This is a genomic window from Rubellimicrobium aerolatum (assembly GCF_017872975.1).
Lineage (GTDB): Bacteria > Pseudomonadota > Alphaproteobacteria > Rhodobacterales > Rhodobacteraceae > Rubellimicrobium > Rubellimicrobium aerolatum.
The window spans coordinates 432,269-457,097 of sequence record NZ_JAGGJP010000001.1 but is presented as its reverse complement, the minus strand read 5'-3'; the positions used below and the strand labels follow the sequence as shown (position 1 = coordinate 457,097).

General features: G+C 72.4%; 21 protein-coding genes. 15 read left to right on the top strand and 6 right to left on the bottom strand.

Features of this window, described 5'->3' with window-relative positions:
- Positions 1 to 103 precede the first annotated feature (103 nt).
- Together J2Z33_RS02235 and J2Z33_RS02230 are read right to left on the bottom strand one after the other, a co-directional pair.
- Positions 104 to 1,249: an NADH:flavin oxidoreductase/NADH oxidase gene (locus tag J2Z33_RS02235; RefSeq protein ID WP_209837410.1), complete on the bottom strand. Its 1,146-nt coding sequence runs from the start codon at positions 1,247 to 1,249 to the stop codon at positions 104 to 106.
- A gap of 107 nt (positions 1,250 to 1,356) precedes the next feature.
- Complete coding sequence (locus J2Z33_RS02230; RefSeq protein WP_209837408.1) at positions 1,357 to 2,523, bottom strand: BaiN/RdsA family NAD(P)/FAD-dependent oxidoreductase; 1,167 nt, start codon at positions 2,521 to 2,523, stop codon at positions 1,357 to 1,359.
- A 422-nt stretch (positions 2,524 to 2,945) separates the two neighbouring features.
- Here J2Z33_RS02230 and J2Z33_RS02225 point away from each other — a divergent pair, with 422 nt between their 5' ends.
- The 11 genes from J2Z33_RS02225 to J2Z33_RS02175 all read left to right on the top strand — a co-directional run bounded on the left by J2Z33_RS02225 (position 2,946) and on the right by J2Z33_RS02175 (position 14,974).
- Positions 2,946 to 4,112 carry a peptidoglycan glycosyltransferase FtsW gene (locus J2Z33_RS02225; protein ID WP_209837406.1) on the top strand — a complete coding sequence of 389 codons (1,167 nt, stop codon included), beginning with the start codon at positions 2,946 to 2,948 and terminating at the stop codon, positions 4,110 to 4,112.
- On the top strand, positions 4,109 to 5,212 hold the full coding sequence (locus J2Z33_RS02220) for a UDP-N-acetylglucosamine--N-acetylmuramyl-(pentapeptide) pyrophosphoryl-undecaprenol N-acetylglucosamine transferase (RefSeq protein ID WP_342454109.1): 1,104 nt from the start codon (positions 4,109 to 4,111) through the stop codon (positions 5,210 to 5,212). The genes J2Z33_RS02225 and J2Z33_RS02220 overlap by 4 nt, the downstream gene beginning before the upstream one ends.
- A gap of 17 nt (positions 5,213 to 5,229) precedes the next feature.
- Positions 5,230 to 6,636: a UDP-N-acetylmuramate--L-alanine ligase gene (gene murC / locus J2Z33_RS02215; protein ID WP_209837404.1), complete on the top strand. Its 1,407-nt coding sequence runs from the start codon at positions 5,230 to 5,232 to the stop codon at positions 6,634 to 6,636.
- 37 nt (positions 6,637 to 6,673) lie between these two features.
- Complete coding sequence (locus tag J2Z33_RS02210; RefSeq protein WP_209837401.1) at positions 6,674 to 6,931, top strand: DUF2484 family protein; 258 nt, start codon at positions 6,674 to 6,676, stop codon at positions 6,929 to 6,931.
- A complete protein-coding gene (murB, locus tag J2Z33_RS02205) occupies positions 6,928 to 7,863 on the top strand; it encodes a UDP-N-acetylmuramate dehydrogenase (protein WP_209837399.1) in 936 nt (311 codons plus the stop codon). The genes J2Z33_RS02210 and murB overlap by 4 nt, the downstream gene beginning before the upstream one ends.
- 92 nt (positions 7,864 to 7,955) lie before the next feature.
- The gene (locus J2Z33_RS02200) at positions 7,956 to 8,870 is read left to right on the top strand and encodes a D-alanine--D-alanine ligase (RefSeq protein WP_209837397.1); all 915 of its coding nucleotides are present in this window, start codon (positions 7,956 to 7,958) and stop codon (positions 8,868 to 8,870) included.
- Positions 8,858 to 9,814, top strand: coding sequence for a cell division protein FtsQ/DivIB (locus J2Z33_RS02195; RefSeq protein WP_342454108.1), 957 nt, complete (start codon positions 8,858 to 8,860; stop codon positions 9,812 to 9,814). The genes J2Z33_RS02200 and J2Z33_RS02195 overlap by 13 nt, the downstream gene beginning before the upstream one ends.
- Positions 9,814 to 11,145: a cell division protein FtsA gene (gene ftsA / locus J2Z33_RS02190; RefSeq protein ID WP_209837395.1), complete on the top strand. Its 1,332-nt coding sequence runs from the start codon at positions 9,814 to 9,816 to the stop codon at positions 11,143 to 11,145. The genes J2Z33_RS02195 and ftsA overlap by 1 nt, the downstream gene beginning before the upstream one ends.
- Positions 11,146 to 11,367: 222 nt before the next feature.
- Positions 11,368 to 12,951: a cell division protein FtsZ gene (gene ftsZ, locus J2Z33_RS02185; protein WP_209837393.1), complete on the top strand. Its 1,584-nt coding sequence runs from the start codon at positions 11,368 to 11,370 to the stop codon at positions 12,949 to 12,951.
- Positions 12,952 to 13,097: 146 nt separating this feature from the next.
- Positions 13,098 to 14,024, top strand: coding sequence for a UDP-3-O-acyl-N-acetylglucosamine deacetylase (lpxC, locus tag J2Z33_RS02180; RefSeq protein ID WP_209837391.1), 927 nt, complete (start codon positions 13,098 to 13,100; stop codon positions 14,022 to 14,024).
- Positions 14,025 to 14,137: 113 nt separating this feature from the next.
- A complete protein-coding gene (locus J2Z33_RS02175) occupies positions 14,138 to 14,974 on the top strand; it encodes an outer membrane protein assembly factor BamD (protein ID WP_209837389.1) in 837 nt (278 codons plus the stop codon).
- 114 nt (positions 14,975 to 15,088) lie between these two features.
- Here J2Z33_RS02175 and J2Z33_RS02170 read toward each other — a convergent pair whose 3' ends face one another.
- Positions 15,089 to 16,618: a UxaA family hydrolase gene (locus J2Z33_RS02170; RefSeq protein WP_209837388.1), complete on the bottom strand. Its 1,530-nt coding sequence runs from the start codon at positions 16,616 to 16,618 to the stop codon at positions 15,089 to 15,091.
- A gap of 51 nt (positions 16,619 to 16,669) precedes the next feature.
- Between J2Z33_RS02170 and J2Z33_RS02165 the strand changes: the two genes are divergently transcribed.
- From J2Z33_RS02165 to recN, 3 genes are all read left to right on the top strand, one after another.
- A complete protein-coding gene (locus J2Z33_RS02165; protein ID WP_209837386.1) occupies positions 16,670 to 17,416 on the top strand; it encodes a GntR family transcriptional regulator in 747 nt (248 codons plus the stop codon).
- Positions 17,417 to 17,478: 62 nt separating this feature from the next.
- Entirely contained in the window at positions 17,479 to 18,207 is a 729-nt protein-coding gene (locus J2Z33_RS02160; protein ID WP_209837384.1) for a hypothetical protein, read from the top strand.
- A gap of 84 nt (positions 18,208 to 18,291) precedes the next feature.
- Positions 18,292 to 19,965 carry a DNA repair protein RecN gene (gene recN, locus J2Z33_RS02155; RefSeq protein ID WP_209837382.1) on the top strand — a complete coding sequence of 558 codons (1,674 nt, stop codon included), beginning with the start codon at positions 18,292 to 18,294 and terminating at the stop codon, positions 19,963 to 19,965.
- A 49-nt stretch (positions 19,966 to 20,014) separates the two neighbouring features.
- Here recN and J2Z33_RS02150 read toward each other — a convergent pair whose 3' ends face one another.
- The 3 genes from J2Z33_RS02150 to cobT form a co-directional block, all read right to left on the bottom strand.
- Positions 20,015 to 20,356, bottom strand: a complete 342-nt coding sequence (locus J2Z33_RS02150; RefSeq protein ID WP_209837380.1) for a DUF427 domain-containing protein — start codon at positions 20,354 to 20,356, stop codon at positions 20,015 to 20,017.
- Between the two features lie 62 nt (positions 20,357 to 20,418).
- On the bottom strand, positions 20,419 to 22,218 hold the full coding sequence (locus J2Z33_RS02145) for an aminopeptidase P family protein (protein WP_209837503.1): 1,800 nt from the start codon (positions 22,216 to 22,218) through the stop codon (positions 20,419 to 20,421).
- A complete protein-coding gene (gene cobT, locus J2Z33_RS02140) occupies positions 22,218 to 24,083 on the bottom strand; it encodes a cobaltochelatase subunit CobT (RefSeq protein WP_209837378.1) in 1,866 nt (621 codons plus the stop codon). Before cobT ends, J2Z33_RS02145 begins: the two co-directional genes overlap by 1 nt.
- A 150-nt stretch (positions 24,084 to 24,233) precedes the next feature.
- On the opposite strand from cobT, the gene J2Z33_RS02135 reads away from it, so the two are divergent.
- Positions 24,234 to 24,827 (top strand): NADPH-dependent FMN reductase, encoded by a 594-nt coding sequence (locus J2Z33_RS02135; RefSeq protein ID WP_209837376.1) that lies wholly within the window; start codon positions 24,234 to 24,236, stop codon positions 24,825 to 24,827.
- Positions 24,828 to 24,829 lie beyond the last annotated feature (2 nt).

Genomic DNA, 24,829 nt, shown 5'->3' with positions numbered 1-24,829 from the left:
TGGACGGCGGCGCCCGGAGCGCGGCGCTCCTGCCCTTCTTTGGCTCCAAATATCCCGGGGGAGTCCCCGAAGGGGACGGGGGCAGCGCCCCCCTTGCGCGGCGTCAGCCCGCCTCGGCGTAGGCGCGCTCGCGCAGGGCCTGGTCCTTGTGGCGGACGACGTAGCCGGACTGGCGGGGCCAGGCGGCGTAGGCCTCCTCGGTCGTCTCCAGCGCATGGCGGGCGTGGAGCGGCCAGTTGGGGTCGTCGAGCGCCATGCGGCCCAGCGCCACGAGATCGGCGTCGCCGTCCTCGATCACCTCCTCGGCCTGGCGGGGGCGGGTCAGGAGGCCCACGGCGCAGGTGGGCAGGCCGCCCTCGTGCCGGATGCGGCGGGCGAGGGGGACCTGGTAGCCGGGGCCGACGGGGATCCGGCCGCCGGCGAAGCCGCCCGAGGACACGTCGATGAGGTCGGCGCCGAGGTCCTTGAGGGCGCGGGCGTAAGCGACGCTGTCCTCGACCGTCCAGCCGCCGTCGAGGCCGTCCTGGGCCGAGATGCGGACGAACAGGGGCTTCTCGGCGGGCCAGGCGTCGCGGACGGCCTGGGCGACGGACAGGGGGAAGCGCATCCGGTTCTCGAGGCTGCCGCCGAAGTCGTCGGTGCGCCGGTTGGCGACGGGCGAGAGGAACTGGTGCAGGAGGTAGCCGTGGGCCGAGTGCAGCTCCACGAGGTCGAAGCCCGCCTGGTCGGCGCGGCGGGCGGCGGCGGCGAAGGCGTCGCGGAGGGCGTCCAGCTCGGGCAGGGTCAGGGCGTGGGGGGTCTGGTATTCGGGCGAATCCTCGATCTGCGGGACGGGCGAGGGCGCGACGGGGGTCCAGGTCTGGAAGCCGACGAGGGGCTTCTCGGCCTCGGTCTCGTCGAAGCGGCCGCGCCACCAGATCGGCGAGGAGGCCTTGCGGCCGGCGTGGGCGAGCTGGATGCCGGAGGCCGACCCTTGCGAGCGCAGGAAGTCCGTGACGCGGGCGAGGGGGGCGATCTGGTCGTCGGACCAGAGGCCGAGGTCGCCGTAGGAGATGCGGCCCTCGGGGGCGACGGCGGTGGCCTCGACGATCACGGCGCCGAAGCCGCCCAGGCCGAAGCGGGCGTAGTGGGCGAAGTGGTAGTCCGAGGCGAGGCCGGCCTTGGCCGAATACTGGCACATCGGCGCGACGACGAGGCGGTTCTTGAGGGTCAGCGCGCGGAAGGTCGCGGGGGAGAAGAGGGGGCTCATCGTCGGTCCTTGGGTTGTCGCACGGCATGTCCGGGCCGCCAGACCTAGGGACATGGGCGGCGGGGGGCAAGTGGCCGGGCCATGCGGCGGGCGCAGGGCGGGAGGGCTCAGGCGTCGTGAAGCGCGCGGGCGCAGGCGGCGGCGGAGGACCAGGCCCATTGGAAGTTGTAGCCGCCGAGCCAGCCGGTCACGTCCACGCATTCGCCGATGAAGAAGAGGCCGGGGACGGCCTTGGCCTCCATGGTCTTCGAGTGGAGCGCCGTCGTGTCGATGCCGCCCAGCGTGACCTCGGCGGTGCGGTAGCCCTCGGTCCCCGTGGGGCGGAGCCGCCAGTCGGAGAGGGTTCTCGCGAGGGCGGCGATGCGGGGCTCGGAGAGGGTGGCGAGGGGGCCGGCGAGGTCCAGCTCGGCCGACAGATGGGAGGCCAGGGCGGCGGGGAGCCGGGACGCCAGGAAGGTCTTGAGGGCCTGCTTCGGGGAGGCCCTGCGGGCGGCGCGGAGGGCGGCGGCCCAGTCGGTGCCGGGCGCGAGGGCGACGGACAGCTCCTCGCCCTCGCGCCAGTAGGAGGAGGCCTGGAGCATGGCGGGCCCGGAAAGGCCGCGATGGGTGAACAGGAGCGCCTCCTCGAAGGCGGGGCCGCGCGCGCGGGCGGCGACGGGGACGGAGATGCCGGCGAGGTCGGCGAATCGGCCCTCGCCGAAGGTGAAGGGGACGAGGGCGGGGCGGGTCTCGGTCACGGGGAGGCCGAAGCGGGCGGCGACGCGGTAGGCGAGGCCGGTCGCGCCCATCCTGGGGATCGACTTGCCGCCCGTGGCGACGACGAGGCGGCGGGCGCGGATGGTCTCGCGGTCGGTCGCCACGGTGAAGCGCGCGCCGTCGTGGCCGACCTCGTGGATGGGGGTGGAGAGGCGGACCTCGGCCCCGGCGCGGGTGGCCTCGGCCAGGAGCAGGTTCACGATGTCCTTGGAGGAGCGGTCACAGAAGAGCTGGCCCAGGGTCTTCTCGTGCCAGGGGATGCGGTGGGACTGGACCAGCGCGAGGAAGTCCTGGGCGGTGTAGGAGGCCAGCGCGGATTTCGCGAAGTGGGGGTTCGCGGACAGGAAGGCCTCGGGGCGGGTGTGCAGGTTGGTGAAGTTGCAGCGGCCGCCGCCGGAGATGCGGACCTTCTCGGCCGGGCGGTTCGCGTGGTCGAGCACGAGCGCGCCGGGCGGGCCGAGGCCCGCGCAGAAGAGGCCGGCCGCGCCGGCGCCGAGGATGAGGGTGTCGATGTCCATGGGGGCGCAGATGCGCGGGCGCGCGGGCGGACGCAAGCGGGGCCGGGTGTCGCGGGGGCGTGCTGGGGTGGAACCTCACCCGATGGGGGTGGACGGGGCGGGGCTTGGATGGGTGGCCGGCGCGCGGCGGTGAGAGAGGATGTGCGTATTTGGGCCAAGTTGAGAGGCAGGGACGGAAGGGCGGCGTAGGGTGCGCGTCAGCGCACCGGGTCGGGCGGGGGGGGCCATGGTGCGCTGACGCGCGCCCTGCGATGGGAGCGAGTTGGGGTGAGGCGTCGGGCGCGAGGAAGGCGGTCGTCCTTGTGTTTCAGGGCGCGAGGGGGCGGGCCGTTTTCCGCCTAGCGTGAAGGGGCGCGATCCGGTATCCTGACCCCTAGACCCTGGGAAAACCGGGCGCTGGACGAGGCAGATGGCGGTGCTCCATGACGGAAATGGTTCATGGGCTGGTCCCGGTGAAGGCCGGCGACCCGGTCCTTCCGCGTTGGTGGCGGACGATCGACAAGTGGACGATGTCCTGCATCCTCGCGCTCTTCGCGATCGGCCTGCTGCTCGGGCTGGCCGCCTCGCCGCCGCTGGCCTCCCGTAACGGGCTGCCCGCCTTCCACTACGTCGAGCGGCAGGCGCTGTTCGGCGGCCTCGCCATCGTGGTGATGCTGCTGGTGTCGATGCTGCCTCCCGTGCAGGTGCGAAGGCTCGCGGTGATCGGCTTCGGGCTCAGCCTCGTGGCGCTGATGGGGCTGCCGTTCCTGGGGACGGATTTCGGCAAGGGCGCGGTGCGCTGGTATTCGCTGGGCTTCGCCAGCTTCCAGCCGTCGGAATTCCTCAAGCCCGGATTCGTGGTGCTGTCGGCCTGGCTGCTCGCCGCCTCGATGGAGCGGGACGGGCCGCCGGGGAAGCTCTGGTCCTTCGGGCTGATGGGCGCGATCGTGCTGACTCTGGCGCTCCAGCCCGACTTCGGGCAGGCGGCGCTGATCCTGTTCTCCTGGGCGGTGATGTACTTCGTGGCGGGCGCGCCGATGGCGCTGCTCCTGGGCCTCGTGGGGGTGGTGGGCTTCACGGGGACCGTGGCCTACGAGCATTCGGAGCACTTCGCCCGCCGCATCAACGGCTTCCTGAGCCCGGAGGTCGATCCGCGCACCCAGCTCGGCTATGCCACCAACGCCATCATGGAGGGCGGGTTCTTCGGCGTGGGCGTGGGCGAGGGCGAGGTGAAGTGGTCGCTGCCCGACGCGCACACCGACTTCATCATCGCCGTGGCGGCCGAGGAATACGGGCTGGTGCTCGTGCTGGCCGTCATCACGCTTTATGCCTTCATCGTCGTGGGGTCGCTGCTGCGGCTGACGCGGGAGCGGGACATGTTCATCCGGCTGGCGGGGACGGGGCTGGCCTGCTCCTTCGGGGTGCAGGCGATGATCAACATGGGGGTGGCGGTGCGGCTGCTGCCGGCCAAGGGGATGACGCTCCCGTTCGTGAGCTATGGCGGGTCGTCGCTGATCGCGGGGGGCATCGCGGTGGGGATGCTGCTGGCGATGACGCGGAGCCGGCCGCAGGGGGCGATGGGCGACGTGCTGCGGAGGGAGCGCGGGTGAGCCGCCGCGTCGTCATCGCGGCGGGGGGCACGGGGGGGCACATGTTCCCTGCGCAGGCCCTGGCCGAGACGATGCTGGCGCGCGGCTGGCGCGTGACGCTGAGCACGGACGCACGTGGCGCGCGCTATGCCGGGGGCTTCCCGGCGGAGGTGGCGCGCGAGGTGGTGGCGAGCGCCACGCCCGCGCGGGGCGGGGCGGCGGCGAAGGCGGTGGTGCCGCTGCGGGTCGGCGGCGGGATCGCGGCGAGCGTCGCGCGGATGGCGCTGGACCGGCCGGCGGCGGTGGTGGGGTTCGGGGGCTACCCGTCGATCCCGGCGCTGGTGGCGGCGGGCGCGTTGCGGGTGCCGCGCCTGATCCACGAGCAGAACGGCGTGCTGGGGCGGGTGAACCGGGTCTTCGCGCCGCGCGTGGGGCTGGTGGCCTGCGGGACCTGGCCCACGGCGCTGCCCAAGGGCGCGCGGGGGGTCCATATCGGCAACCCGGTGCGGCGGGCGGTGCTGGAGAAGGCCGGGGCGAGCTACATCGCGCCGGGGGAGTATCCGCTGGAGATCCTGGTGATCGGCGGCAGCCAGGGCGCGCGCATCCTGTCGGACGTGGTGCCGCCGGCGCTCGCCGCGCTGCCGATGGAGGTCCGCGCCCGGCTGCGGGTGAGCCAGCAGGCGCGCGAGGAGGACGTGGAGCGGGTCGAGCGGTTCTACCGCGACGAGGCCATCGAGGCCGAGGTCCGCACCTTCTTCGACGACATCCCGCGCCGGATGACGCTGGCGCAACTGGTGATCGCGCGGGCGGGGGCCTCGACGCTCGCCGACCTGACAGTGATCGGGCGGCCGGCGATCCTCATTCCCTTCGCCGCCGCCGCCGAGGACCATCAGACGGCCAACGCGAAGGGGCTGGAGGCGGTGGGGGCGGCCGAGGTGGTGGCGGAGGCGCGGCTGACGCCCGAGGGGCTGGCGGCGCGCGTGGGGGCGATCCTGACGGACGCCCCTCGCGCGCTGGCCATGGCGCGGGCGGCGCTGGCCCATGCGCGGCCGGACGCCGCGGAGCGGCTGGCGGACCTTGTGGACGACCTGATCGACGGCAAGAAGGAGGGCCGCACCTGATGGACGGAGGATATGCGATGCCGCGGCCCACGAAGCTGCCCCTGGACGTGGGGCCGATCCACTTCGTCGGCATCGGCGGAATCGGGATGTCGGGCATCGCCGAGGTGCTGCTGACCATGGGCTACACGGTCCAGGGGTCCGATTCGCGCGAGAGCGACATCACGCGGCGGCTGGCGCGGCTGGGGGCCACGGTTCGGATCGGGCAGCGGGCCGAGAACCTGGAGGGGGCGGAGGTCGTGGTGATCTCGTCCGCCATCAAGACGGGGAACCCGGAGCTGGACGAGGCGCGGCTGAAGGGCCTGCCCGTGGTGCGGCGGGCGGAAATGCTGGCCGAGCTGATGCGGCTGAAGTCGAACGTCGCCATCGCCGGGACGCATGGGAAGACGACCACGACGACCATGGTGGCGACGCTGCTGGATGCGGGGGGACTCGATCCGACGGTGGTGAACGGGGGGATCATCCACCGTTATGGCTCGAACGCCCGGATCGGGCAGGGCGAGTGGATGGTGGTGGAGGCCGACGAGAGCGACGGGACCTTCAACCGCCTGCCGGCGACCATCGCCATCGTGACCAACATCGACCCCGAGCACATGGAGCACTGGGGGACGATCGAGGCGCTGCGGAAGGGGTTCTACGATTTCGTGTCGAACATCCCGTTCTATGGGCTGGCGGTCTGCTGCACGGACCACCCGGAGGTGCAGGCGCTGGTGGGGCGGGTGACGGACCGGCGGGTGCGGACCTTCGGGTTCAACGCGCAGGCCGACGTGCGGGCGACGCGGCCGACCTATGAGGACGGGGTGGCGCGGTTCGACGTGATCCTCCAGGCCGAGGACGACCGCATCGACGGGATGACCCTGCCGATGCCGGGGGATCACAACGTGAGCAACGCGCTGGCGGCTATCGCGGTGGCGCGGCACCTCGGGATGGGCAAGGACGAGATCCGGGCGGCGCTGGCGGGCTTCGCGGGGGTGAACCGGCGGTTCACCAAGGTCGGCGAGGTGGACGGAGTCACGGTGATCGACGACTACGGGCATCATCCGGTGGAGATCGCGGCGGTGCTGAAGGCGGCGCGGCAGGCGAGCAAGGGCCGGGTGATCGCGGTGCATCAGCCGCACCGCTACTCGCGGCTGTCGAGCCTGTTCGAGGAGTTCTGCACCTGCTTCAACGAGGCCGACGTGGTGGGCATCGCCGAGGTCTACGCGGCCGGCGAGGCACCGATCCCCGGCGCGTCGCGCGACGACCTCGTGTCGGGGCTGATCCGGCACGGGCACCGGCACGCGCGGGCGGTGACGGGCGAGGAGGACCTCGCCCGGCTGGTCCGGGAGCAGGCGCGGCCGGGAGATATCGTGGTCTGCCTGGGCGCGGGCAACATCAGCGCCTGGGCAAACGGGCTGCCGGCGCGGCTGCGCGGCGAGGCAGCGTGATGGGCGGGGATGGCCACGCCGTTCCGGGGAGGGCGCGATGAGCCTCGCGCTCCTGCTGGCGGGGATGTGGGTGGTGATGGCGAACTGCGCGGCGCTGCTGCCGACGCGGCAGGGGCAGTGGATGGCGGACGCGCTGCTGGTGGCGGTGGGCGTGCCGCTGCTGGGCTGGGTGACGCTGGAGCACGGACCGGTGACGGGCGTGGCGACGCTGGCGGTGGGCGCGGCGGTGCTGCGCTGGCCGGTGCTGCCGCTGCTGCGGCGGGCGCGGCCTCCGCAGCGGAACCCGGCGGAATGAGGGACCTCACCGTGACGGACTGGCCGCCGCTGCGCGGGACGCTGACCGAGGGGCGTCCGCTGGCCGACCTGACCTGGCTGCGGGTGGGCGGGCCGGCGGAGGCGCTGGTGCAGCCGGCGGACGTGGCGGACCTGAGCGCCTTCCTGGCGGCGCTGCCCTTGGACGTGCCGGTGTTCCCGATGGGCGTGGGGTCGAACCTGATCGTGCGGGACGGCGGCGTGCGGGGGGCGGTGATCCGGCTCGGGCGCGGGTTCAACGGGATCGCCGTGGAGGGATCGCGGGTGCGGACGGGGGCGGCGGCGCTGGATGCCCACGTGGCGCGCAGGGCGGCGGAGGCTGGGCGGGACCTGACCTTCCTGCGGACCATCCCCGGCACGGTTGGCGGCGCGGTGCGGATGAACGCCGGGTGCTACGGCGCGTATGTCGCGGACGTGCTGGCGGAGGTGACTTTGGTGCTGCGCGACGGGCGGGTGGTCACGATCCCGGCGGCGGAGCTGGGGCTGGCCTATCGGTCGAGCGCGCTGCCCGAGGGGGCGGTGATCGTCGAGGCGGTGTTCGAGGCGCCGGAGGGCGACCCCGCTGCTCTGGCCGCGCGGATGGAGGCGCAGGTCGCGAAGCGCGACGCGACCCAGCCGACGAAGGACCGCACGGCGGGATCGACCTTCCGCAACCCGTCGGGGTTCTCCAGCACCGGGCGGGCCGACGACACGCATGAGTTGAAGGCGTGGAAGCTGATTGACGACGCCGGAATGCGCGGCGCGCGGCGGGGCGGGGCGGTGATGAACCCGCTCCATGCCAACTTCCTGACCAACGCGGGCGGGGCCACGGCGGCGGACCTTGAATCCTTGGGCGAAGCGGTGCGGAAAGCGGTTTACGATCACGCCGGGGTGAGCTTAGAGTGGGAAATCATGCGGGTCGGCGATCCCGCGTAGGTTGAAGTCGTATCGCCAAGGTGCTGAGGCCCGGATCGGGCCGATTTGAAACAAAGACGGACCAAAGGTCCGCGCATGGGGCAGAAGCGGGCATGTCGGGCAGGACAGGTCCCAAGGTTGTGGTGCTGATGGGCGGCCCATCGGCGGAGCGCGAGGTCTCGCTCTCCTCCGGGCGCCAATGCGCGGCGGCCTTGCGGGAGGCGGGCCTTGAGGCCGTCGAGCTGGACGCGGGGGATGACCTCGCGGAGCGGCTGTCGGAGATCCGGCCGGACGTGGCCTTCAATGCGCTGCACGGGCGCTGGGGCGAGGACGGCTGCGTGCAGGGCGTCCTCGAATGGCTGCGAATCCCCTACACCCATTCGGGCGTGCTGGCCTCGGCGCTGGCGATGGACAAGCAGAAGGCCAAGGCGGCGTTCCGCGCCGCCGGGCTGCCGGTGGTCGAGAGCGTGATCGCGCCCCGCGAGGAGGTCCGCGCCCGGCACGTCCTGGCGCCGCCCTATGTCGTGAAGCCCAACAACGAGGGATCGTCGGTCGGCGTCTACATCGTGCCGGAGGGGGCGAACGCACCGCCCGCGCTGTCGGACGAGATGCCCGAGGAGGTCATGGTCGAGGCCTTCGCGCCGGGGCGGGAGCTGACGACGGCCGTGCTGGGCGACCGGGCTCTGACGGTGACGGACATTCTGACGGACGGCTGGTACGACTACGAGGCGAAGTATGCCCCGGGCGGCTCGCGCCACGTGGTGCCCGCGCAGGTGCCGGGCGAGGTCTTCGACGCCTGCCTCGACCTCGCGCTGCGGGCGCACGAGGCGCTGGGGTGCCGGGGGCTGTCGCGCACCGACTTCCGCTGGGATGAGTCGAAGGGGCTGGACGGGCTCGTGATCCTGGAGATCAACACCCAGCCGGGGATGACGCCCACCTCGCTCGCGCCGGAGCAGGCGCTCGCGGTGGGGATCGGCTTTCCCGAATTGTGCCGGCGGCTGGTGGAGGATGCCTCGTGCGGGCGCTGATCGTGCTCTGGCGGCTGACGCTGCCCTCGCTGCTGCGTGGCTCGGCGGCGATCGCGCCGGGCGAGCGGCGCGACCCGGCGCCGTCGGTCTGGGCCTACCGCTACCAGCGGCTGATGCTGACGCCGGTCTATCGGCGGCTGGTCCATGTGGGCCTGCCCGTGGGGCTGGTGCTGCTGATGGGCGCGCTGTGGCTCGCCTCGGCCGACCACCGCGCGGCGCTGGCAACGCGCGTCGAGTCGATCAAGGACGCGGTGCAGGAGCGGGACGCCTTCATGGTGACGGCGCTGGAGATCGCCGGCGCCGACGCGGCGCTGTCGGCGGCCATCCGCGAGGTGGCGCGGATCGACCTGCCGGTGTCGTCCTTCGACCTCGACCTCGACGCGCTGCGCGCCCGGATCACCGACCTGACCGCCGTGCGGTCGGCGCAGGTCCGGGTGCTGCCGGGGGGCGCGCTGGAGATCGCGGTCGTCCAGCGCGTGCCCGTGGCCGTGTGGCGCTACGCCGACGGGCTGCGGCTGATCGACGCCGAGGGCGCGATGACCGGCATGATCGGCGAGAGGGGCGACCGCGCCGACCTGCCGCTGATCGCCGGGGACGGGGCGAAGGACGCCATCGACGAGGCCCTGGCCCTGTTCTCGGCCGCCGCGCCCATCGCGCCGCGCGTGCGCGGGCTGGTCCGCATGGGCGAGCGGCGCTGGGACATGGTCCTCGACCGCGACCAGCGCATCCTGCTGCCCACCTCAGGGGCGGTCGCCGCCCTGGAGCGCGCGATCGCGCTCCAGCAGGCGCAGGGGCTCCTCGACCGCGACGTGGCGGTGGTGGACCTGCGCCTGGGCGAGCGGCCGACGCTCCGCCTCAACCCCGTCGCCCTGTCCAGCCTGCGGGCGCAGGCGGCGGCCGCCGCCACCCCTCCCCCCGCCGCGCCCATCCCCGAGGATCACTGATGCGCCCCCTTTACGAGACCCAGCGACTCATGCGTGGCCTGCGGCGGGCGGCGCTCCAGCGGGGGGTGATCGCCATCCTGGACCTCGGCACCTCCAAGACGGCCTGCCTGGTGCTGCGCTTCGACGACGCCGCCGCGCCGCGCACGGACGGCGTGGGGCCGATGGCGGGGCAGGCGCGGTTCAGGGTGATCGGCCACGCCGTCACCCGGTCGCGCGGGGTGCGCTTCGGCGAGGTCGATTCGATGGGCGAGACCGAGCGCGCCATCCGCACCGCCGTGCAGGCGGCGCAGAAGGACGCGCAGGTGCGGGTGGATCACGTGATCGTCTGCCTGTCCGGCGCGCGGCCGCAGAGCTTCGGCCTGCACGGCGAGGCCGAGGTCGAAGGGCCGATGGTGGACGGCTGGGACATCGGCCGCGCGCTGGCCTCGTGCGAGGTGCCGGACATGGGGCCGGGGCGCGAGGTGCTGCACGCCCAGCCGGTGAACTGGCTGCTGGACCACCGGGCCGGGCTGTCGGACCCGCGCGGGCAGGTGGGCGAGCGGCTGGCGACGGACCTGCACCTCCTGTCGGTGGACGGGGCGGCGATCGAGACGCTGCTCCTCTGCCTCAAGCGCTGCGACCTGGAATGCGCGGGGATCGCCTCCTCGGCCTATGTCGCGGGGCTGTCGAGCCTTGTCGAGGACGAGCAGGAGCTGGGCGCGGTCTGCATCGACATGGGCGGCGGATCGACGGGCCTGTCGATCTTCATGAAGAAGCACATGATCCACGCCGATTCGGTGCGGCTGGGCGGGGAGCACGTCACGTCGGACATCTCCATGGGCCTGCAGGTGCCGATGGCCGTGGCCGAGCGGATCAAGACGCTGCACGGCGGCGTGGTGGCGACCGGCAAGGACGACCGCGAGCTCATCCCCATCGGCGGCGACACGGGGGACTGGGAGCACGACCGCCGCGTGGTGTCGCGCACCGAACTGATCGGCATCATGCGCCCGCGCATGGAGGAGATCCTGGAGGAGGTGCGGGCGCGGCTCGACCTCGCCGGGTTCGACCACCTGCCGGGGCAGAGCATCGTGCTCACCGGGGGCGCCAGCCTGATCCCCGGGCTCGACGGGCTGGCAGCGCGCATCCTGGGGCGGCGGGTGCGGATGGGCCGCCCGCTGCGGGTGCAGGGGCTTCCCGTCGCGGCGACGGGGGCGGCCTTCTCGGCGGCGGTGGGGCTCACGCTGTTCGCGGCGCATCCGCAGGACGAGTGGTGGGACTTCGAGATGCCGCCCGACCGACAGTCGGCGCGGTCGTTCCGGCGGGCGGTGAAGTGGTTCAAGGACAACTGGTGACGGCGATGTGCGGAACTCCGCCGATGCAGGCAGGCCACGGTCGGACCCTGGGGCGGACCCCATGGAGATTGGGGAGCGACTGTGTTTTTGGCGTGACGGATTTCACGGGCGCCGGTAGAATTGGCGTCACCGTTGGCAAAGTCCGGAACGGGACCGGATCGGAACAGGGCGGCCGTCGCGGCGACGCGGCGCGATAACACGAACAGACAGGCGGACAGCGCGATGGCACTCAATCTCTCCCTGCCGGGGCAGGAAGACCTCAAGCCCCGGATCACCGTGTTCGGCGTCGGCGGCGCCGGCGGCAACGCGGTGAACAACATGATCGAGAAGCAGCTCGACGGGGTCGAGTTCGTCGTCGCGAACACCGACGCGCAGGCGCTCAAGCAATCGAACGCGCCCGCCAAGATCCAGATGGGCGTCAAGGTCACGGAAGGCCTCGGCGCGGGCGCCAAGCCGTCCGTGGGCGCCGCCGCCGCCGAGGAGTCGATCCAGCAGATCGTCGATCACCTCGCGGGCGCGCATATGTGCTTCATCACCGCCGGCATGGGCGGCGGCACCGGCACCGGGGCCGCGCCGATCATCGCGCAGGCCGCGCGCGAGCTGGGCGTGCTGACCGTCGGCGTCGTGACCAAGCCCTTCCAGTTCGAGGGCGTGAAGCGGATGCGCCAGGCCGAGGACGGTCTTGAGGCTCTCCAGAAGGTCGTGGACACGCTCATCATCATCCCGAACCAGAACCTGTTCCGGCTCGCCACCGAGAACACCACCTTCACCGAGGCTTTCGCGCTGGCCGACGACGTCCTTTATCAGGGCGTGAAGGGCGTGACCGACCTGATGGTGCGGCCGGGCCTCATCAACCTCGACTTCGCGGACGTCCGCGCCGTGATGGACGAGATGGGCAAGGCCATGATGGGCACCGGCGAGGCCGAGGGGCCGGATCGCGCCACCCACGCGGCGGAAAAGGCCATCGCGAACCCGCTGCTGGACGAGATCAGCCTCAAGGGCGCGAAGGGGGTGCTCATCAACATCACCGGCGGCTACGACATGACCCTGTTCGAGCTGGACGAGGCCGCGAACAAGATCCGCGAGATGGTGGACGAGGACGCCAACATCATCGTGGGCAGCACGCTCGACACCGACATGGGCGGCAAGATGCGCGTGTCGGTCGTGGCGACCGGCATCGACGCGGGGGCGAGCCGGATGGAGCCGCCGATGCCGCGCCGCGCCACGTCGACGCCGGCCCCGACCGCCACGCGCGCGGCCCCGGCCCAGCCCACGGCCACCGCCCGTCCGTCGCAGCCCCGTCCCTCGGCCCCGCCGCGCCCCGAGCCCGTGGCCGAGGAGCGGCACGAGCCTGCGTCCTTCGCCGCGCCGGCCGAGGACTTCGAGTCGGCCGACGACCTGCCGCCGCCCGCCTATCGCCCGCGCCCCGAGCCTGTGGCCGAGGCCCAGCCGTCCGCCCCCGCTCGCGCGCCCGCCGGGACGCCCACGCCCGAGGCGCTGGCGCGCCTGCGGAGCCTCGCCAACAAGACCCTCGAGGCGCGCGCCGAGGCCCGCCCCGAGTCTTCGCGTCCCGAGTCTTCGCGTCCCGAGCCGGCCCGTCCCGCCGCAACGCCGGCCGCCGGGCAGGCGCGATTCGGGATCAACTCGCTCATCAACCGGATGACGGGGCATCCCTCCGAGGGGGCCACGCCCGCCTCCGGGTCGGCGCAGCGCGCGCCGCAGCCGCGCCCTTCCTTCGAGGCCCAGCCCGACGCCGAGCAGGAACGGGCGGACATCCCGGCCTTCCTGCGCCGCCAGGCGAACTGATCCCGGCCTCGGGCCGAACGGGAAGGGCCGTCCCTGGGGCGGCCCTTTCGCGTGCCGGGGAAACTGTTTCACCGAGTCAGAATACGTGAATTGGCGACTCGGGCCGGGGTTCCTATCTCGGAGGTCCGAGTAGAAGGGCCAAGGCCGTGCAGACGACTCTCCTCCAGCCCGTGACCGTCGCGGGCACAGGTCTCCACTCCGGCGCTCCGGCGCGGGTCACGCTGCGGGACGCCCCCGCCGGCTCCGGCCTGCGCTTCCGACGGGTCTCCGAGGGCCGCGAGTCGCTGATCCCCGCCACCTGGGACCGGGTGGAGGTGTCGCCGCTCAACACCCGCATCGTCGGCGAGGGGGGGCTGTCCGTCTCGACCATCGAGCACCTGATGGCGGCGCTGGCGGGGACGGGCGTGCACAACGCCCTGATCGAGATCGACGGACCCGAGGTTCCCATCCTCGACGGATCGGCGCTGCCGTGGGTCGAGGCGATCCTGGCCGCCGGGGTCGCGACGCTGGACGCGCCGCTCGAGGCCATCGAGGTGCTGGAGCCGGTTGAGGTCCGGAGCGGCGCGGCGGTGGCGCGGCTGGAGCCGGGCGCGGGCTTCTCCATGGAGTTCGCCATCGACTTCCCCGACGCGGCGATCGGCCATCAGGAGCGAAGGCTCGACCTCGGCGGGGCGGCCTTCCTGCGCGAGTTGGCCGACAGCCGGACCTTCTGCCGCGAGGCGGACGTGGAGGCGATGCGCGCGCGCGGGCTGGCCTTGGGGGGCACCTACCTCAACGCCGTGGTGGTGGACGGGGCGCGGGTGCTGACGCCGGGGGGACTGCGCCACCCGGACGAGGCCGTGCGCCACAAGATGCTGGACGCCGTGGGCGACCTCGCCACCGCCGGGGCGCCGATCCTGGGGCGCTACGTCGGGCTGCGGGCGGGGCACGCCATGACCAACCGTCTGCTGCGCGAACTCTTCGCGCGCCCCGAGGCGTGGCGGCGCGTGCCCTGCGATGCGGGCCTTCGGGCCCGGCTGCCCGGGGCCGGCCCGTTGCGCGCCCGGCGGGCCGACCTTCCCGCCGTGGCGTGAGGCGCGCGGCGCGCGCGGCGAATGTGCATTTTGCCCCCCGGAGAAGCGTGCTAATCGAGCCGGAACGGGGATCCGTGGGGCTCCCCCAATCACGAACTGCGGCGAGGCGCGGGATGGCGAGAGGCTGGGGACGGGCGGGGATCTGGGCCGCGATGGCGTTGGGCTTGGCGGCCTGCGGCGGCCCTGGGCCGCGCGATCAGGCCGAGCTCGATGCGCTGACGCCCGAGCAGATCTACGTCCAGGGCGAGTCGCTGCTCGAGCAGGGGCAGGAGGAGGACGCGGCCTTCTACTTCTCGGAGGTCGAGCGGCTTTATCCCTATTCGGACTGGGCCAAGCGCGGTCTCATCATGGCGGCCTTCGCCTATCATCGCGACCGGCAATACGAGGACGCCCGCGCGGCGGCGCAGCGTTACCTCGACTTCTTCCCAGCGGACGAGGACGCGGCTTATGCCCAATACCTCCTGGCGCTGTCCTTCTACGACCAGATCGACGACGTGGGGCGGGACCAGGGGCTGACCTTCCAGGCGTTGCAGGCGCTTCGGACGGTGATCGAGGTCTATCCCGACAGCCCCTACGCCGCCGACGCGGTGGCGAAGTTCGACCTCGCCTTCGACCACCTGGCCGCCAAGGAGATGGAGATCGGGCGCTACTACCTGTCGCGCGGGCACTACACGGCGGCGCTCAACCGCTTCCGCATCGTGGTCGAGGATTATCAGGTCACCCGCCACACTCCCGAGGCGCTGCACCGGCTGGTGGAGGGCTACCTCTCGCTCGGGCTCGACGCCGAGGCGCAGACGGCCGGGGCGATCCTGGGGGCCAACTATCAGGCGACCGACTGGTACCGCGACAGCTACGCGCTGCTGACGGGCCGGGGCCTGCGGCCGGTGCCGGTAGGGGACAACTGGCTGAGCGCGATCTACCGGCAGGTCATCCGGGGCGAGTGGATCTGACGCCGGGGCGCTTCGGCCCCGCCGTCGCCGGCGTATTTGGACCAAGTTGATGAGCATGGCCTCTCAACTTGGCCCAAATACGCATCTTGCGACCGTCGGGCCGGTCGCGCGGCCTCACATGACGGCGCCCATCTGCCAGGGGACGAACTCCGCGCCGCCGAAGCCCAGCTCCTCGGACTTGGTGGGGCGCCCGCTCGCGGTGGCGAGGAAGGTCTCGAAGATCTCGCGGCCCTTCGCCTCCAGCGACACGCCTTCGGAGACGATGTCGCCGCAGTCGAGGTCCATGTCCTCGCTCATCCGCGCATACATCTCGCTGTTGGTGGCGAGCTTGATGCAGGGAACGGGCTTGTAGCCCGAAACCGAGCCGCGCCCGGTGGTGAACACGATCAGGTTGGCTCCGCTCGCGATCTGGCCGGTGACCGAGCAGGGGTCATAGCCTGGTGAGTCCATGTAGACGAAGCCTCGCTCGGTGATCGGCTCGGCGAACTTGTAGACCTGCGTGAGAGGGGCCGTGCCGCCCTTGGCGACGGCGCCGAGGGACTTCTCCAGGATGGTCGTCAGGCCGCCCTTCTTGTTGCCGGGCGAGGGATTGTTGTCCATCTCGCCGCCCCAACGGGAGGTGTAGTCCTCCCACCACCTGATGCGTTCAACGATCTTCTCGCCGACCTCGCGCGAGACGGCGCGGCGGGTGAGGAGGTGCTCGGCCCCGTAGATCTCGGGGGTTTCCGACAGGATCGTGGTGCCGCCATGGGCCACGAGGAGGTCGGAGGCGGCGCCGAGCGCCGGGTTGGCGGTGATGCCGGAATAGCCGTCCGAGCCGCCGCATTGCATCCCGATCACCAGACGCTCCAGGCCGGCGGGCTCGCGCACGGCGCGGGCGGCCTGCTCGGCCATCTCGCGCAGCAACGCCACGCCCTTCTCGACGGTGCGGCGGGTGCCGCCGGTCTGCTGGATGGTCATGTAGCGGAACAGGCCGTCGCCGCGCAGGCGGCCGTGACCGATCAGGTCGGGCACCTGCATGACCTCGCAGCCGAGGCCCACGAGGAGGATGCCGGCGAAGTTCGGGTTGCGGGCATAGCCCTGGAGGGTGCGGAACAGCGTCTCGTAACCCTCGTCCTTGCCGGACATCCCACAGCCGGTGCCGTGGACGATCGGCACCACGCCGTCGATGGCAGGGTTGTCGCGGAGCCAGTCCTCGCGCTCGCAGGCCTCCGCGATGAACCGGGCGACGGAGCCGGAGCAGTTCACCGAGGTCAGGACGCCGAGGTAGTTCCGTGTGCCCACCTGCCCGTCGGCGCGGTGGTAGCCCAGGAAGGACCGCGCCTCGGTCACGGGCGGCAGCGGGCGGAGGTCGGTGCCGAAGGCGTAGTCGGTGTCGTGCGCGCCCATGCCGAGGTTGTGGGTGTGGACGTGCTCGCCGGGCTGGATCGCTTGCATCGCCGCGCCGATGATCTGGCCGTAGCGGACGACGTTTCCACGGGGCGGGATGAGGGCGACGGCGACCTTGTGGCCGCGCGGGACGGGGCCGGGCAGGGGCAGGCCGATCTCGGGCAGCACCGTCCCGGCAGGGAGGTCCGCGAGCGCGATCACCACGTTGTCGCCGGGATGCAGGCGGATGGTGGCGGAGGTCGCAAGGTCGAGCATGGGGTCCCCTCGGGTCGTTGACTTGATTCGGGCCGCAGCTAACATGCTAGCATGTCGCAGGCTGTCCTTGAATCTCCGATCCAGGCCGACCCGCCCTCTTTGCGTCCGCTCGACGCCTTTGCCGGTTCGCTGTCGCAACGGGTCCATGCCTCTCTCAAGGAGGCGATCCTCGACCTGACGCTCCGCCCCGGGGCGATCCTGCGGAAGGGGGAGGTCTGCGCGGCCCTGGGCGTGTCGCGGAGCCCGGTCGCGGAGGCGGTGGCGCGGCTGGCTCAGGAGGCGCTGGTGGACGTGGTGCCGCAGGCTGGAACCTATGTCGCGCGGCTGTCGATGGAGGAGGTGCGGGAAGGGGCCTTCCTGCGCGAGGCGCTGGAGATCGCGGCGGTGGAGATGGTGGCCGGGCGAGTGGGCGCGGAGCAGCTCGCGCAGCTCAGGCGAAACCTGCGGTTGCAGGAGGCGGCGCTGGTCGACGGGGACATCGGCGGATTCCATGCGGCGGACGCGCTGTTTCACGAACTGATCCTGAGCTTCACCGGGCACAGGCGGTTGCCGGGGCTCTCGCGCACCGCCTGGGTCCACGTGGACCGGGCGCGGCGGCTCCTGCTGCCAACGCCGGGGCGGGTGGACGAGACTCTGGAGGAGCACCGGGCGATCCTGGCCGCCCTGGAAGCGCGCGATCCGGAGGCGGCGCGGGCGGCGACGCGGGCGCATCTGCGGCAACTCGTGACCCGGCTGGAGCGGCTGGTGGTGGAGCGGCCGGAGCTTTTTGCCGGCAACTTGGGCTTGCCGGGTTCCTGACGTTGGGTCAGTTTGCCTCCAGGGGCGGTGAGGCGCCGCGCCCAAGGGCAGGGATGCGCGCGATGAGACTGATCGGGATCGTCCTTCTGGCGGCGACCGGCCTGCCGGCGGGAGCGCAGGAGGCGGCGGTCGAAGCGGTGATGGAGGAGCAGCGCTGCGTCTGGGCCTGCCTTGCGAACTTCGGCCCGGCCGACGATCCGGCGTACGGGGATTGCGTGCAGGCGCAGTGCAGCGGCGAGCCCGGGAACGGTGTCAGGAACCAAGGCGGGTCCGTCGTCGCGGCGCCGTCGTCCGCCAGCGCATCCACCGGCGCCTGGACCTATGGTCCGCATCCGATCCTGGGCCTCTCGGCCCATGTCCAGACCGAATGGGGTGCGATGGGCTTCGCGTGCGGGTCGGATCGGGCCCGGCCCGCGTCGCTCCGCGTGACGGCCGACATGTTCGAGGCCGACGGGCTGACCTTCGTCTTCGACCTGGCCCAGGGCTGGTCGGAAACCAGCATCCGGCGCATCGACGGCGGGGTCGCCGCCGAGGACCGCACGTCCTGCGGGCACCAGATCGGTCATTTCCGGGACGCGAGCCGGATCTTCGCGGTCGACGGCCTGCCGGACCGTCAGGCCTCGGGCGCGCGGCTCACCATCGAGGGGCCGGGGGGAGCCCACGCCGTCGCGAGCGGATCGGCGGCGGCCAGCATCCCTGGTGCCCGCGTCATCGGCCTGAGGGGGTCGGCGGCGGCGATCGGCGCGCTTCTGGCCGCCTGTCCGGCCATGGCCGACATGGCCTGCGACTGAGCCCGCATGCCGGAGCCCGACGGGCGGGGTTGACCCCCCGTTTGGCCCGAGCCACATCCTGGGCGGAACAGGTGGGGAACCAGGATGCTGCGCGGGCTCGAAATACGGGATATGCTCATCATCGAGCGGCTCGACCTCGCGTTCCGGTCCGGGCTCAACGTGCTGACGGGGGAGACGGGGGCGGGGAAGTCGATCCTGCTCGACTCGCTCGGATTCGTGCTGGGCTGGCGCGGGCGGGCCGAGCTGGTCCGCAAGGGCGCGGAGCGGGGGGAAGTGACGGCGGTCTTCGATCTGCCGCCGGGGCACCCCGCCCATGCCGTGCTGGCCGAGGCGGGGATCGAGCCCGACGAGGACGATCCCGGCGCGCTGGTCCTGCGGCGGGTGAACTACCAGGATGGGCGCAAGACGGCCTGGATCAACGACCGCCGCGCCTCCGGGGAGACGCTGCGGGCGCTGTCGGAGACGCTGGTCGAGCTGCACGGGCAGCAGGACGACAAGGGCCTGCTGAACCCGCGCGTGCACCGGGCGCTGCTGGACGACTTCGCCGGGGCCGAGGCGTTGCTGGCGCGCGTCCGCGCGGCCTGGGGGGCGCGGCGGGACGCACGGCGGGCCTTGGCCGCAACCGAGGCGGCGCGGGCCAAGCTCAAGGAGGAGGAGGACTTCCTGCGGCACGCGGTGGAGGAACTGGGCAAGCTCGACCCGCAGCCGGGGGAGGAGGCGAGCCTCGACGCGCAGCGCCGGCTGATGCAGGCGGGGGAGAAGATCCGGGAGGGCATCGGCAAGGCGCTGAACGCCATCTCCTCGCAGGGGGCCGAGGGGCTCGTGTCCGAGGCAATGCGACGGCTCGACCAGGCCTCGGATCAGGCCGAGGGACGGCTCGACGAGCCGCTGGCGGCGCTGGAGCGGGCGCAGGAGGCGTTGGGCGAGGCCGAGGCGGGGGTGCGCGATTTCCTGGACGTGCTGCGCTTCGATCCCCGCGCGCTGGAGGAGACGGAGGAGCGGCTGTTCGCGATCCGGGCGATGGCGCGCAAGCACAACGTCGCGCCGGACGATCTAGCGGCGCTCGCCGAGGACATGGCCGGACGGCTCGCGGCGCTGGACGCGTCCGAGGCGGACGAGGGACGGCTGCGCGCGGCGGTGAAGGCGGCGGACGCCGCGTGGCAGGCGGCGGCGGACGAGCTGTCGGCGCATCGGCGGGTTGCGGCGGGGCGGCTGGAGACGGCGATGGCGGCGGAGCTGCCCCCCCTCAAGATGGAGCGGGCGGTGTTCAGCGTGGAGGTCACGCCCGCCGAGCCGGGGCCGGAGGGGCAGGACGACGTGCGGTTCGTGGCGGCGACCAACCCCGGCGCGCCGCCGGGGCCGCTGGACCGGATCGCGTCCGGGGGCGAGCTGTCGCGGTTCCTCCTGGCGCTCAAGGTCTGCCTCGTGCGCGAAGGGGACGCCAAGACGATGATCTTCGATGAGATCGACCGCGGCGTGGGCGGGGCCACGGCGGCGGCGGTGGGACGGCGGCTCGCGGACCTCGCCCACGGGGGTCAGGTGCTGGTGGTGACGCACTCGCCGCAGGTGGCGGCGCTCGGGGCGCACCACTGGCGGGTGGAGAAGAACGTGCGCGACGGCATGACGACCTCGCGCGTGGTGCCGCTGGACGCGCCGGCGCGGGTGGACGAGATCGCCCGGATGCTGGCCGGCGAGACGGTGACCGAGGCGGCGCGCGGCGCGGCGCGGGAGTTGCTGGGCGCGGCCGACGCGGCGTGAGGCCGTGCGACGGTTGGGCCGTCTTCAGGCTGCCGCGCTGCGGTCGAGGTCAGGCCCGTTCCAGCGTCACCCTGTTCGAATAGAAGGCGAGGTGTCCGGCGATGGGGGCCACGCCGTCCTTGGGCGTCTCGTAGCTCCAGGCGGCGTCTGCGATCCGCGCGCTCTTGCCGACGAAGGAGTAGTAGCTGGCCTCGCCCTTGTGGGGACAGGTGGTCCGGGTGGGCGACCGCTCGAAGAGGGCCATCGCGACATCCTCGCGCGGGATGTAGACGACCGGAGGATAGGAGCCTTCGCGGAGTTCCAGGCCGCGCGTCGTCTCGGCGAGTATCGCGCCGCCGGCACGGACGGTCCAGGTGCCGTCCGATAGGCGGATGGTGATATGGTCGGTCATGCTGGTCCCCTGCGTTCCCCGACAAGATCATGGGCGCGCGAAGGACGCAGGGGCAAGCGGTTTCAGAGCGGCGTGCAGGCGGCCTGGAGCCAAGCGAGCGTCTCGCCCTCCACCCGTGGGCCGATCCGGTCGAGAACGCCTGAATGGTAGGCGTCGATCCAGGCGCGTTCATCGCGCGAGAGGAGGTCCGTTTGGATCAGGCGACGGTCGAGCGGGACCCAGGTGAGCGTGTGGAAGGCGAGCATGGCGCGGTCGTCGCCGCCGGGGAGGGGCGGGGCCTCCTCCACGAGGATCAGGTTCTCGATGCGGATGCCCCAGGCGCCCTCGCGGTAGTAGCCGGGTTCGTTGGACAGGATCATGCCGGGCTCGAGCGGCACGTCGGAGAGGCGGGACAGGCGCTGCGGGCCTTCGTGGACGGACAGGAACACGCCGACGCCGTGGCCGGTGCCGTGGTCGTAGTCCTGCCCGGCGAGCCAGAGCGGGTAGCGGGCGAGCGCGTCGAGGTGCTGGCCGGCGACGCCCTTGGGGAAGCGGGCGCGGCTGATGGCGATCATGCCTTGCAGGACGCGGGTGTAGGCTTGGGCCGCGCCCTCGGGCGGATCGCCCACGGTGACGGTGCGGGTGATGTCGGTGGTGCCGTCGAGGTATTGGCCGCCTGAGTCGACGAGGAGGAGGTTGCCCAGCGTTACCGGGGCGTTCGTGGCCTCCGTGACGCGATAATGGACGATGGCCCCGTGCGCGCCCGCGCCGCAGATCGTGTCGAAGCTGATGTCGCGGAGCGCGTTGGTGGCGCGGCGGAAGCCTTCGAGGGCCTGGACGACGGCGATCTCGGTGAGGTTGCCCGTCGGGGCCTCGCGGTCGAGCCAAGCGAGGAAGTTCGCCATGGCCGCGCCGTCGCGGAGGTGCGCCTCGGTGGTGGCGGCGATCTCCTGGGCGGTCTTGCGCGCCTTGGGGAGGAGGCAGGGGTCGGACCCGCGCGCGACGGTGATGCCGCGCGTGGTCAGGAAGGCATGGATCGCCTCGGGGCAGGACTTGGGGTCGAGCCGGGTGGGCGAGGGGAGGAAGTCGAGGCCGGGGACGAAGGAGGTTTCGGGGTGGACGCGGACGCCGTCGCTCAGGTGGCCGAGGATCGCGTCGGCCTTGCCCGGCTGGCAGTAGAGGTCGCAGGTGCCATCCTCGTGCAGCACGGCATAGGCGTGGGGGACCGGATTGCAGGCGACGTCGGCCCCTCGGATGTTGAGGAGCCAGGCGATGGAGTCGGGGAGCGTGAGGACGCAGGCCCGTTCGCCGGCCTCTCGCAGTTGCGCGGCGAGGCGGGCGCGCTTGCTCGCGTGGGTCTCACCCGCGAGGTTCTCCGGGTAGGCGGTGAAGGGAGCGGCGGGCGGCGGGGGCCGGTCGGTCCAGAGGCGGTCGATGGGGTTCTCGATGGGGACAAGGCCGAGGCCCTTGGGCTCCAGCGTCGCGTGGAGGGTCGCGATCTCGTCCATCGTGTGCAGCCACGGGTCGAAGCCGATCCGGTGGCCGGAGGCAAGGCGTTCGAGGAGCCAGTCGGAGAGCTTGGTCTCCGGCCAGTTCACGGGCGTGAAGTCGGGGGCGACCTGGGAGCGGACCTGCACGCGGTAGCGGCCGTCGATGAAGACGCCGGCCTCTTGGGCCGTGACGGCGCAGAAGCCGGCCGAGCCGGTGAAGCCAGTCAGCCAGGCGAGGCGCTCGTCGCCGGGGGCGACGTATTCACCCTGATGCCTGTCCGACCGGGGCACCAGCACGGCGTCGAGGCCCTGCTCGGCCATGAGGACGCGCAGGGCGGCGAGGCGGGCGGGGCCGTGGGACGGGTCGGCCGTGACGGTGAAGGTCTGGAACATCACGCGCGCCTCCGCTCGGCCTTGGCCCGCTTGCGCGGGTCGGACTCGAAGAGGCTCGCGAGCTGTTCGGTCATCGCGCCGGCGAGCTGCTCCACGTCGGTGATAGTCACGGCGCGCTGGTAGTAGCGCGTCACGTCGTGGCCGATGCCGATGGCGATGAGTTCGACCGCCTTGCGGCGCTCCACCATGGCGATCACGTCGCGAAGGTGCTTCTCCAGCGTGTTCGCGGGGTTCACGGAGAGCGTGGAGTCGTCCACAGGCGCGCCGTCGGAGATGACCATGAGGACCTTGCGGGCCTCGGGGCGGGCGACCATGCGGCGGTGCGCCCATTCGAGGGCCTCGCCGTCGATGTTCTCCTTCAGGAGGCCTTCCTTCATCATCAGGCCGAGGTTGTTGCGGACCCGCCGCCAGGGGGCGTCGGCGGCCTTGTAGACGATGTGGCGCAGGTCGTTGAGGCGGCCGGGCAGGGCGGGGCGGCCTTCGCCGAGCCAGCTTTCGCGGCTCTGGCCGCCCTTCCAGGCGCGGGTGGTGAAGCCCAGGATCTCCACCTTGACCTGGCAGCGTTCGAGCGTCCGCGCCAGCACGTCGGCGCAGATCGCGGCGATGGAGATGGGGCGGCCGCGCATGGAGCCGGAGTTGTCGAGGAGGAGCGTCACGACGGTATCGCGGAACTCGGTGTCCTTCTCGACCTTGAAGCTGAGCGGCGTCGTCGGGCTGGCGACGACGCGCGCGAGGCGGCCGGCGTCGAGGATGCCCTCCTCCCGGTCGAACTCCCACGAGCGGTTCTGCTGGGCCTGAAGGCGGCGTTGCAGCTTGTTCGCCAGGCGGCTGACCGCGCCCTTCAGCGGGTCGAGCTGCTGGTCGAGATAGGCGCGCAGGCGTTCGAGCTCGGCGGGCTCGGCCAGCTCCTCGGCGCCGATGATCTCGTCGAAGCGGGTGGTGAAGACCTTGTAGGTGGGGTCGGCGTCCGAGACGGGCGCGGGCGGCGGCGGCTCGTGCGGGGCCTCGCCCTCGGGGAGCTCCTCGGCGTCCATCTCCTCGGCGTCGGAGTCGGCCTCCATGGAGACCTGGGCCTGGGAGGCGTCCTGCTCCTCGTCCTGCGCGCGCTCGGGGGAGGCCTCGGGCTCCTCGGATTCGCTCTCCTGCTCGCTCCCGGCGTCGTCGGTGTCGTCGTCCTCGGGCTCGGCCTCGTCCTGCGCCTCGTCCTGCTGGTCGTCGGGGTCGTCGCCGAGCTGGTCGCCGTAGCCCAGGTCGCGGATCACGTCGCGCGAGAAGCGGGCGAAGGCGCGCTGGTCGGACAGCAGGTCGGGGATGTCGGACAGGCGGTCGCCGGCCATGTCCTCGATGAAGCCGCGCCACAGCTCCATGACGTTGGAGGCTCCGGGCGGCAGGGGACGGCCGGTCGCGAGGTGGCGGATGAGGTAGCCCGCCGCGATGGCGAGGGGGGCGTCCTGCGAGGCGCGGATCTGGTCGTAGCCCTTGCGCTTGGCGTCCGAGGCGATGCGGGCGTCGATGTTGCCGGCGGTGCCGGGCATGTGCTCGGCCCCCAGCGCCTCGACGCGGGCGGTCTCCATGGCGTCCATGAGGTCGCGCGCCATCTGGCCCTGGGGCCGGTAGCGGTCGGCCAGGGCCGGGTCGTGCAGGCGGCGGCGCAGGGCGAGGCCGTCGGCGGTGCCGCGAGCGAGCAGCACCTCGTCCTTCGTGAGGCGGCGCGAGACCTGCGGCAGGCGCATCGTGTCGGACGTGAGGCCCGGCGGGTCCACGGAATAGCTGACCGTCAGCTCGGGGTCGTCGGCCATGACCTTGGCGGCCTCGGCCAGGGCCTTCTTGAAGGGATCGGCGGGATTGTCGCTGGGCTTGGACATGGGGGAGATAAAGCACCCGCACCCCGCCCCGGCAAGGGCGGGAGGCGCGTTCCGCGCAGGCGCTGTGCGGCGGCGCGCGGGCGCGGCGCTTGCGGTCCGGCCGTCGCCGCCGCAAGTCAGGGCGGCAACGTCTTTCCCGGAGTGACCCCCATGGCCGACAAGCCCAAGATCGCCCTCATCATCGGTTCGACCCGCGACGCGCGCTGGGCCGACAAGCCCGCGCAGTGGGCGCTGGAGAAGATCCGGGCGCGCGGCGACGTCGAGGTCGAGCTGGTCGACCTCAAGGACTTCGACCTGCCGTTCTTCAACGAGGTCGCGTCCAACGCCTACGTGCCGAGCGAGGACCCCCGCGCGGTGCGCTGGCAGGAGACCATCGCCGGCTTCGACGGCTACGTGTTCATCGTCGCCGAATACAACCGCTCGATCACCGGCGCGCTCAAGAACGCGCTGGACCAGGATTACGTGAACTGGGGCCGCAAGCCGATGGGCGTCGTCGGCTACGGCAGCGTCGGCGCGGCGCGCGCCATCGAGCACCTGCGGCTGATCGCCGTGGAGCTGCAGATGGTCCCGGTGCGCGCGGGCGTCCATATCGGCGGGTCCGACTTCTACCGCGTGAGCGCCTACAACCCGAACCCCGAGCCCATGGAGGCGCTGGACGGGGTGATCGGCGGCTCGCTCAAGGACATGATGGACCAGGTGAGCTGGTATGCGTCCGTCCTGAAGGCGGCGCGCGCGGCGGCCTGAGG

What these genes read in the sequence shown, in the direction of transcription:
- J2Z33_RS02235 (WP_209837410.1), bottom strand. Translation starts at nt 1,249, where the DNA reads ATGAGCCCCCTCTTCTCCCCCGCGACCTTCCGCGCGCTGACCCTCAAG.
- J2Z33_RS02230 (WP_209837408.1), bottom strand. Translation starts at nt 2,523, where the DNA reads ATGGACATCGACACCCTCATCCTCGGCGCCGGCGCGGCCGGCCTCTTC.
- J2Z33_RS02225 (WP_209837406.1), top strand. Translation starts at nt 2,946, where the DNA reads ATGACGGAAATGGTTCATGGGCTGGTCCCGGTGAAGGCCGGCGACCCG.
- murC (WP_209837404.1), top strand. Translation starts at nt 5,230, where the DNA reads ATGCCGCGGCCCACGAAGCTGCCCCTGGACGTGGGGCCGATCCACTTC.
- J2Z33_RS02210 (WP_209837401.1), top strand. Translation starts at nt 6,674, where the DNA reads ATGAGCCTCGCGCTCCTGCTGGCGGGGATGTGGGTGGTGATGGCGAAC.
- murB (WP_209837399.1), top strand. Translation starts at nt 6,928, where the DNA reads ATGAGGGACCTCACCGTGACGGACTGGCCGCCGCTGCGCGGGACGCTG.
- J2Z33_RS02200 (WP_209837397.1), top strand. Translation starts at nt 7,956, where the DNA reads ATGTCGGGCAGGACAGGTCCCAAGGTTGTGGTGCTGATGGGCGGCCCA.
- ftsA (WP_209837395.1), top strand. Translation starts at nt 9,814, where the DNA reads ATGCGCCCCCTTTACGAGACCCAGCGACTCATGCGTGGCCTGCGGCGG.
- ftsZ (WP_209837393.1), top strand. Translation starts at nt 11,368, where the DNA reads ATGGCACTCAATCTCTCCCTGCCGGGGCAGGAAGACCTCAAGCCCCGG.
- J2Z33_RS02175 (WP_209837389.1), top strand. Translation starts at nt 14,138, where the DNA reads ATGGCGAGAGGCTGGGGACGGGCGGGGATCTGGGCCGCGATGGCGTTG.
- J2Z33_RS02170 (WP_209837388.1), bottom strand. Translation starts at nt 16,618, where the DNA reads ATGCTCGACCTTGCGACCTCCGCCACCATCCGCCTGCATCCCGGCGAC.
- J2Z33_RS02165 (WP_209837386.1), top strand. Translation starts at nt 16,670, where the DNA reads ATGTCGCAGGCTGTCCTTGAATCTCCGATCCAGGCCGACCCGCCCTCT.
- J2Z33_RS02160 (WP_209837384.1), top strand. Translation starts at nt 17,479, where the DNA reads ATGAGACTGATCGGGATCGTCCTTCTGGCGGCGACCGGCCTGCCGGCG.
- recN (WP_209837382.1), top strand. Translation starts at nt 18,292, where the DNA reads ATGCTGCGCGGGCTCGAAATACGGGATATGCTCATCATCGAGCGGCTC.
- J2Z33_RS02150 (WP_209837380.1), bottom strand. Translation starts at nt 20,356, where the DNA reads ATGACCGACCATATCACCATCCGCCTATCGGACGGCACCTGGACCGTC.
- J2Z33_RS02145 (WP_209837503.1), bottom strand. Translation starts at nt 22,218, where the DNA reads ATGTTCCAGACCTTCACCGTCACGGCCGACCCGTCCCACGGCCCCGCC.
- cobT (WP_209837378.1), bottom strand. Translation starts at nt 24,083, where the DNA reads ATGTCCAAGCCCAGCGACAATCCCGCCGATCCCTTCAAGAAGGCCCTG.
- J2Z33_RS02135 (WP_209837376.1), top strand. Translation starts at nt 24,234, where the DNA reads ATGGCCGACAAGCCCAAGATCGCCCTCATCATCGGTTCGACCCGCGAC.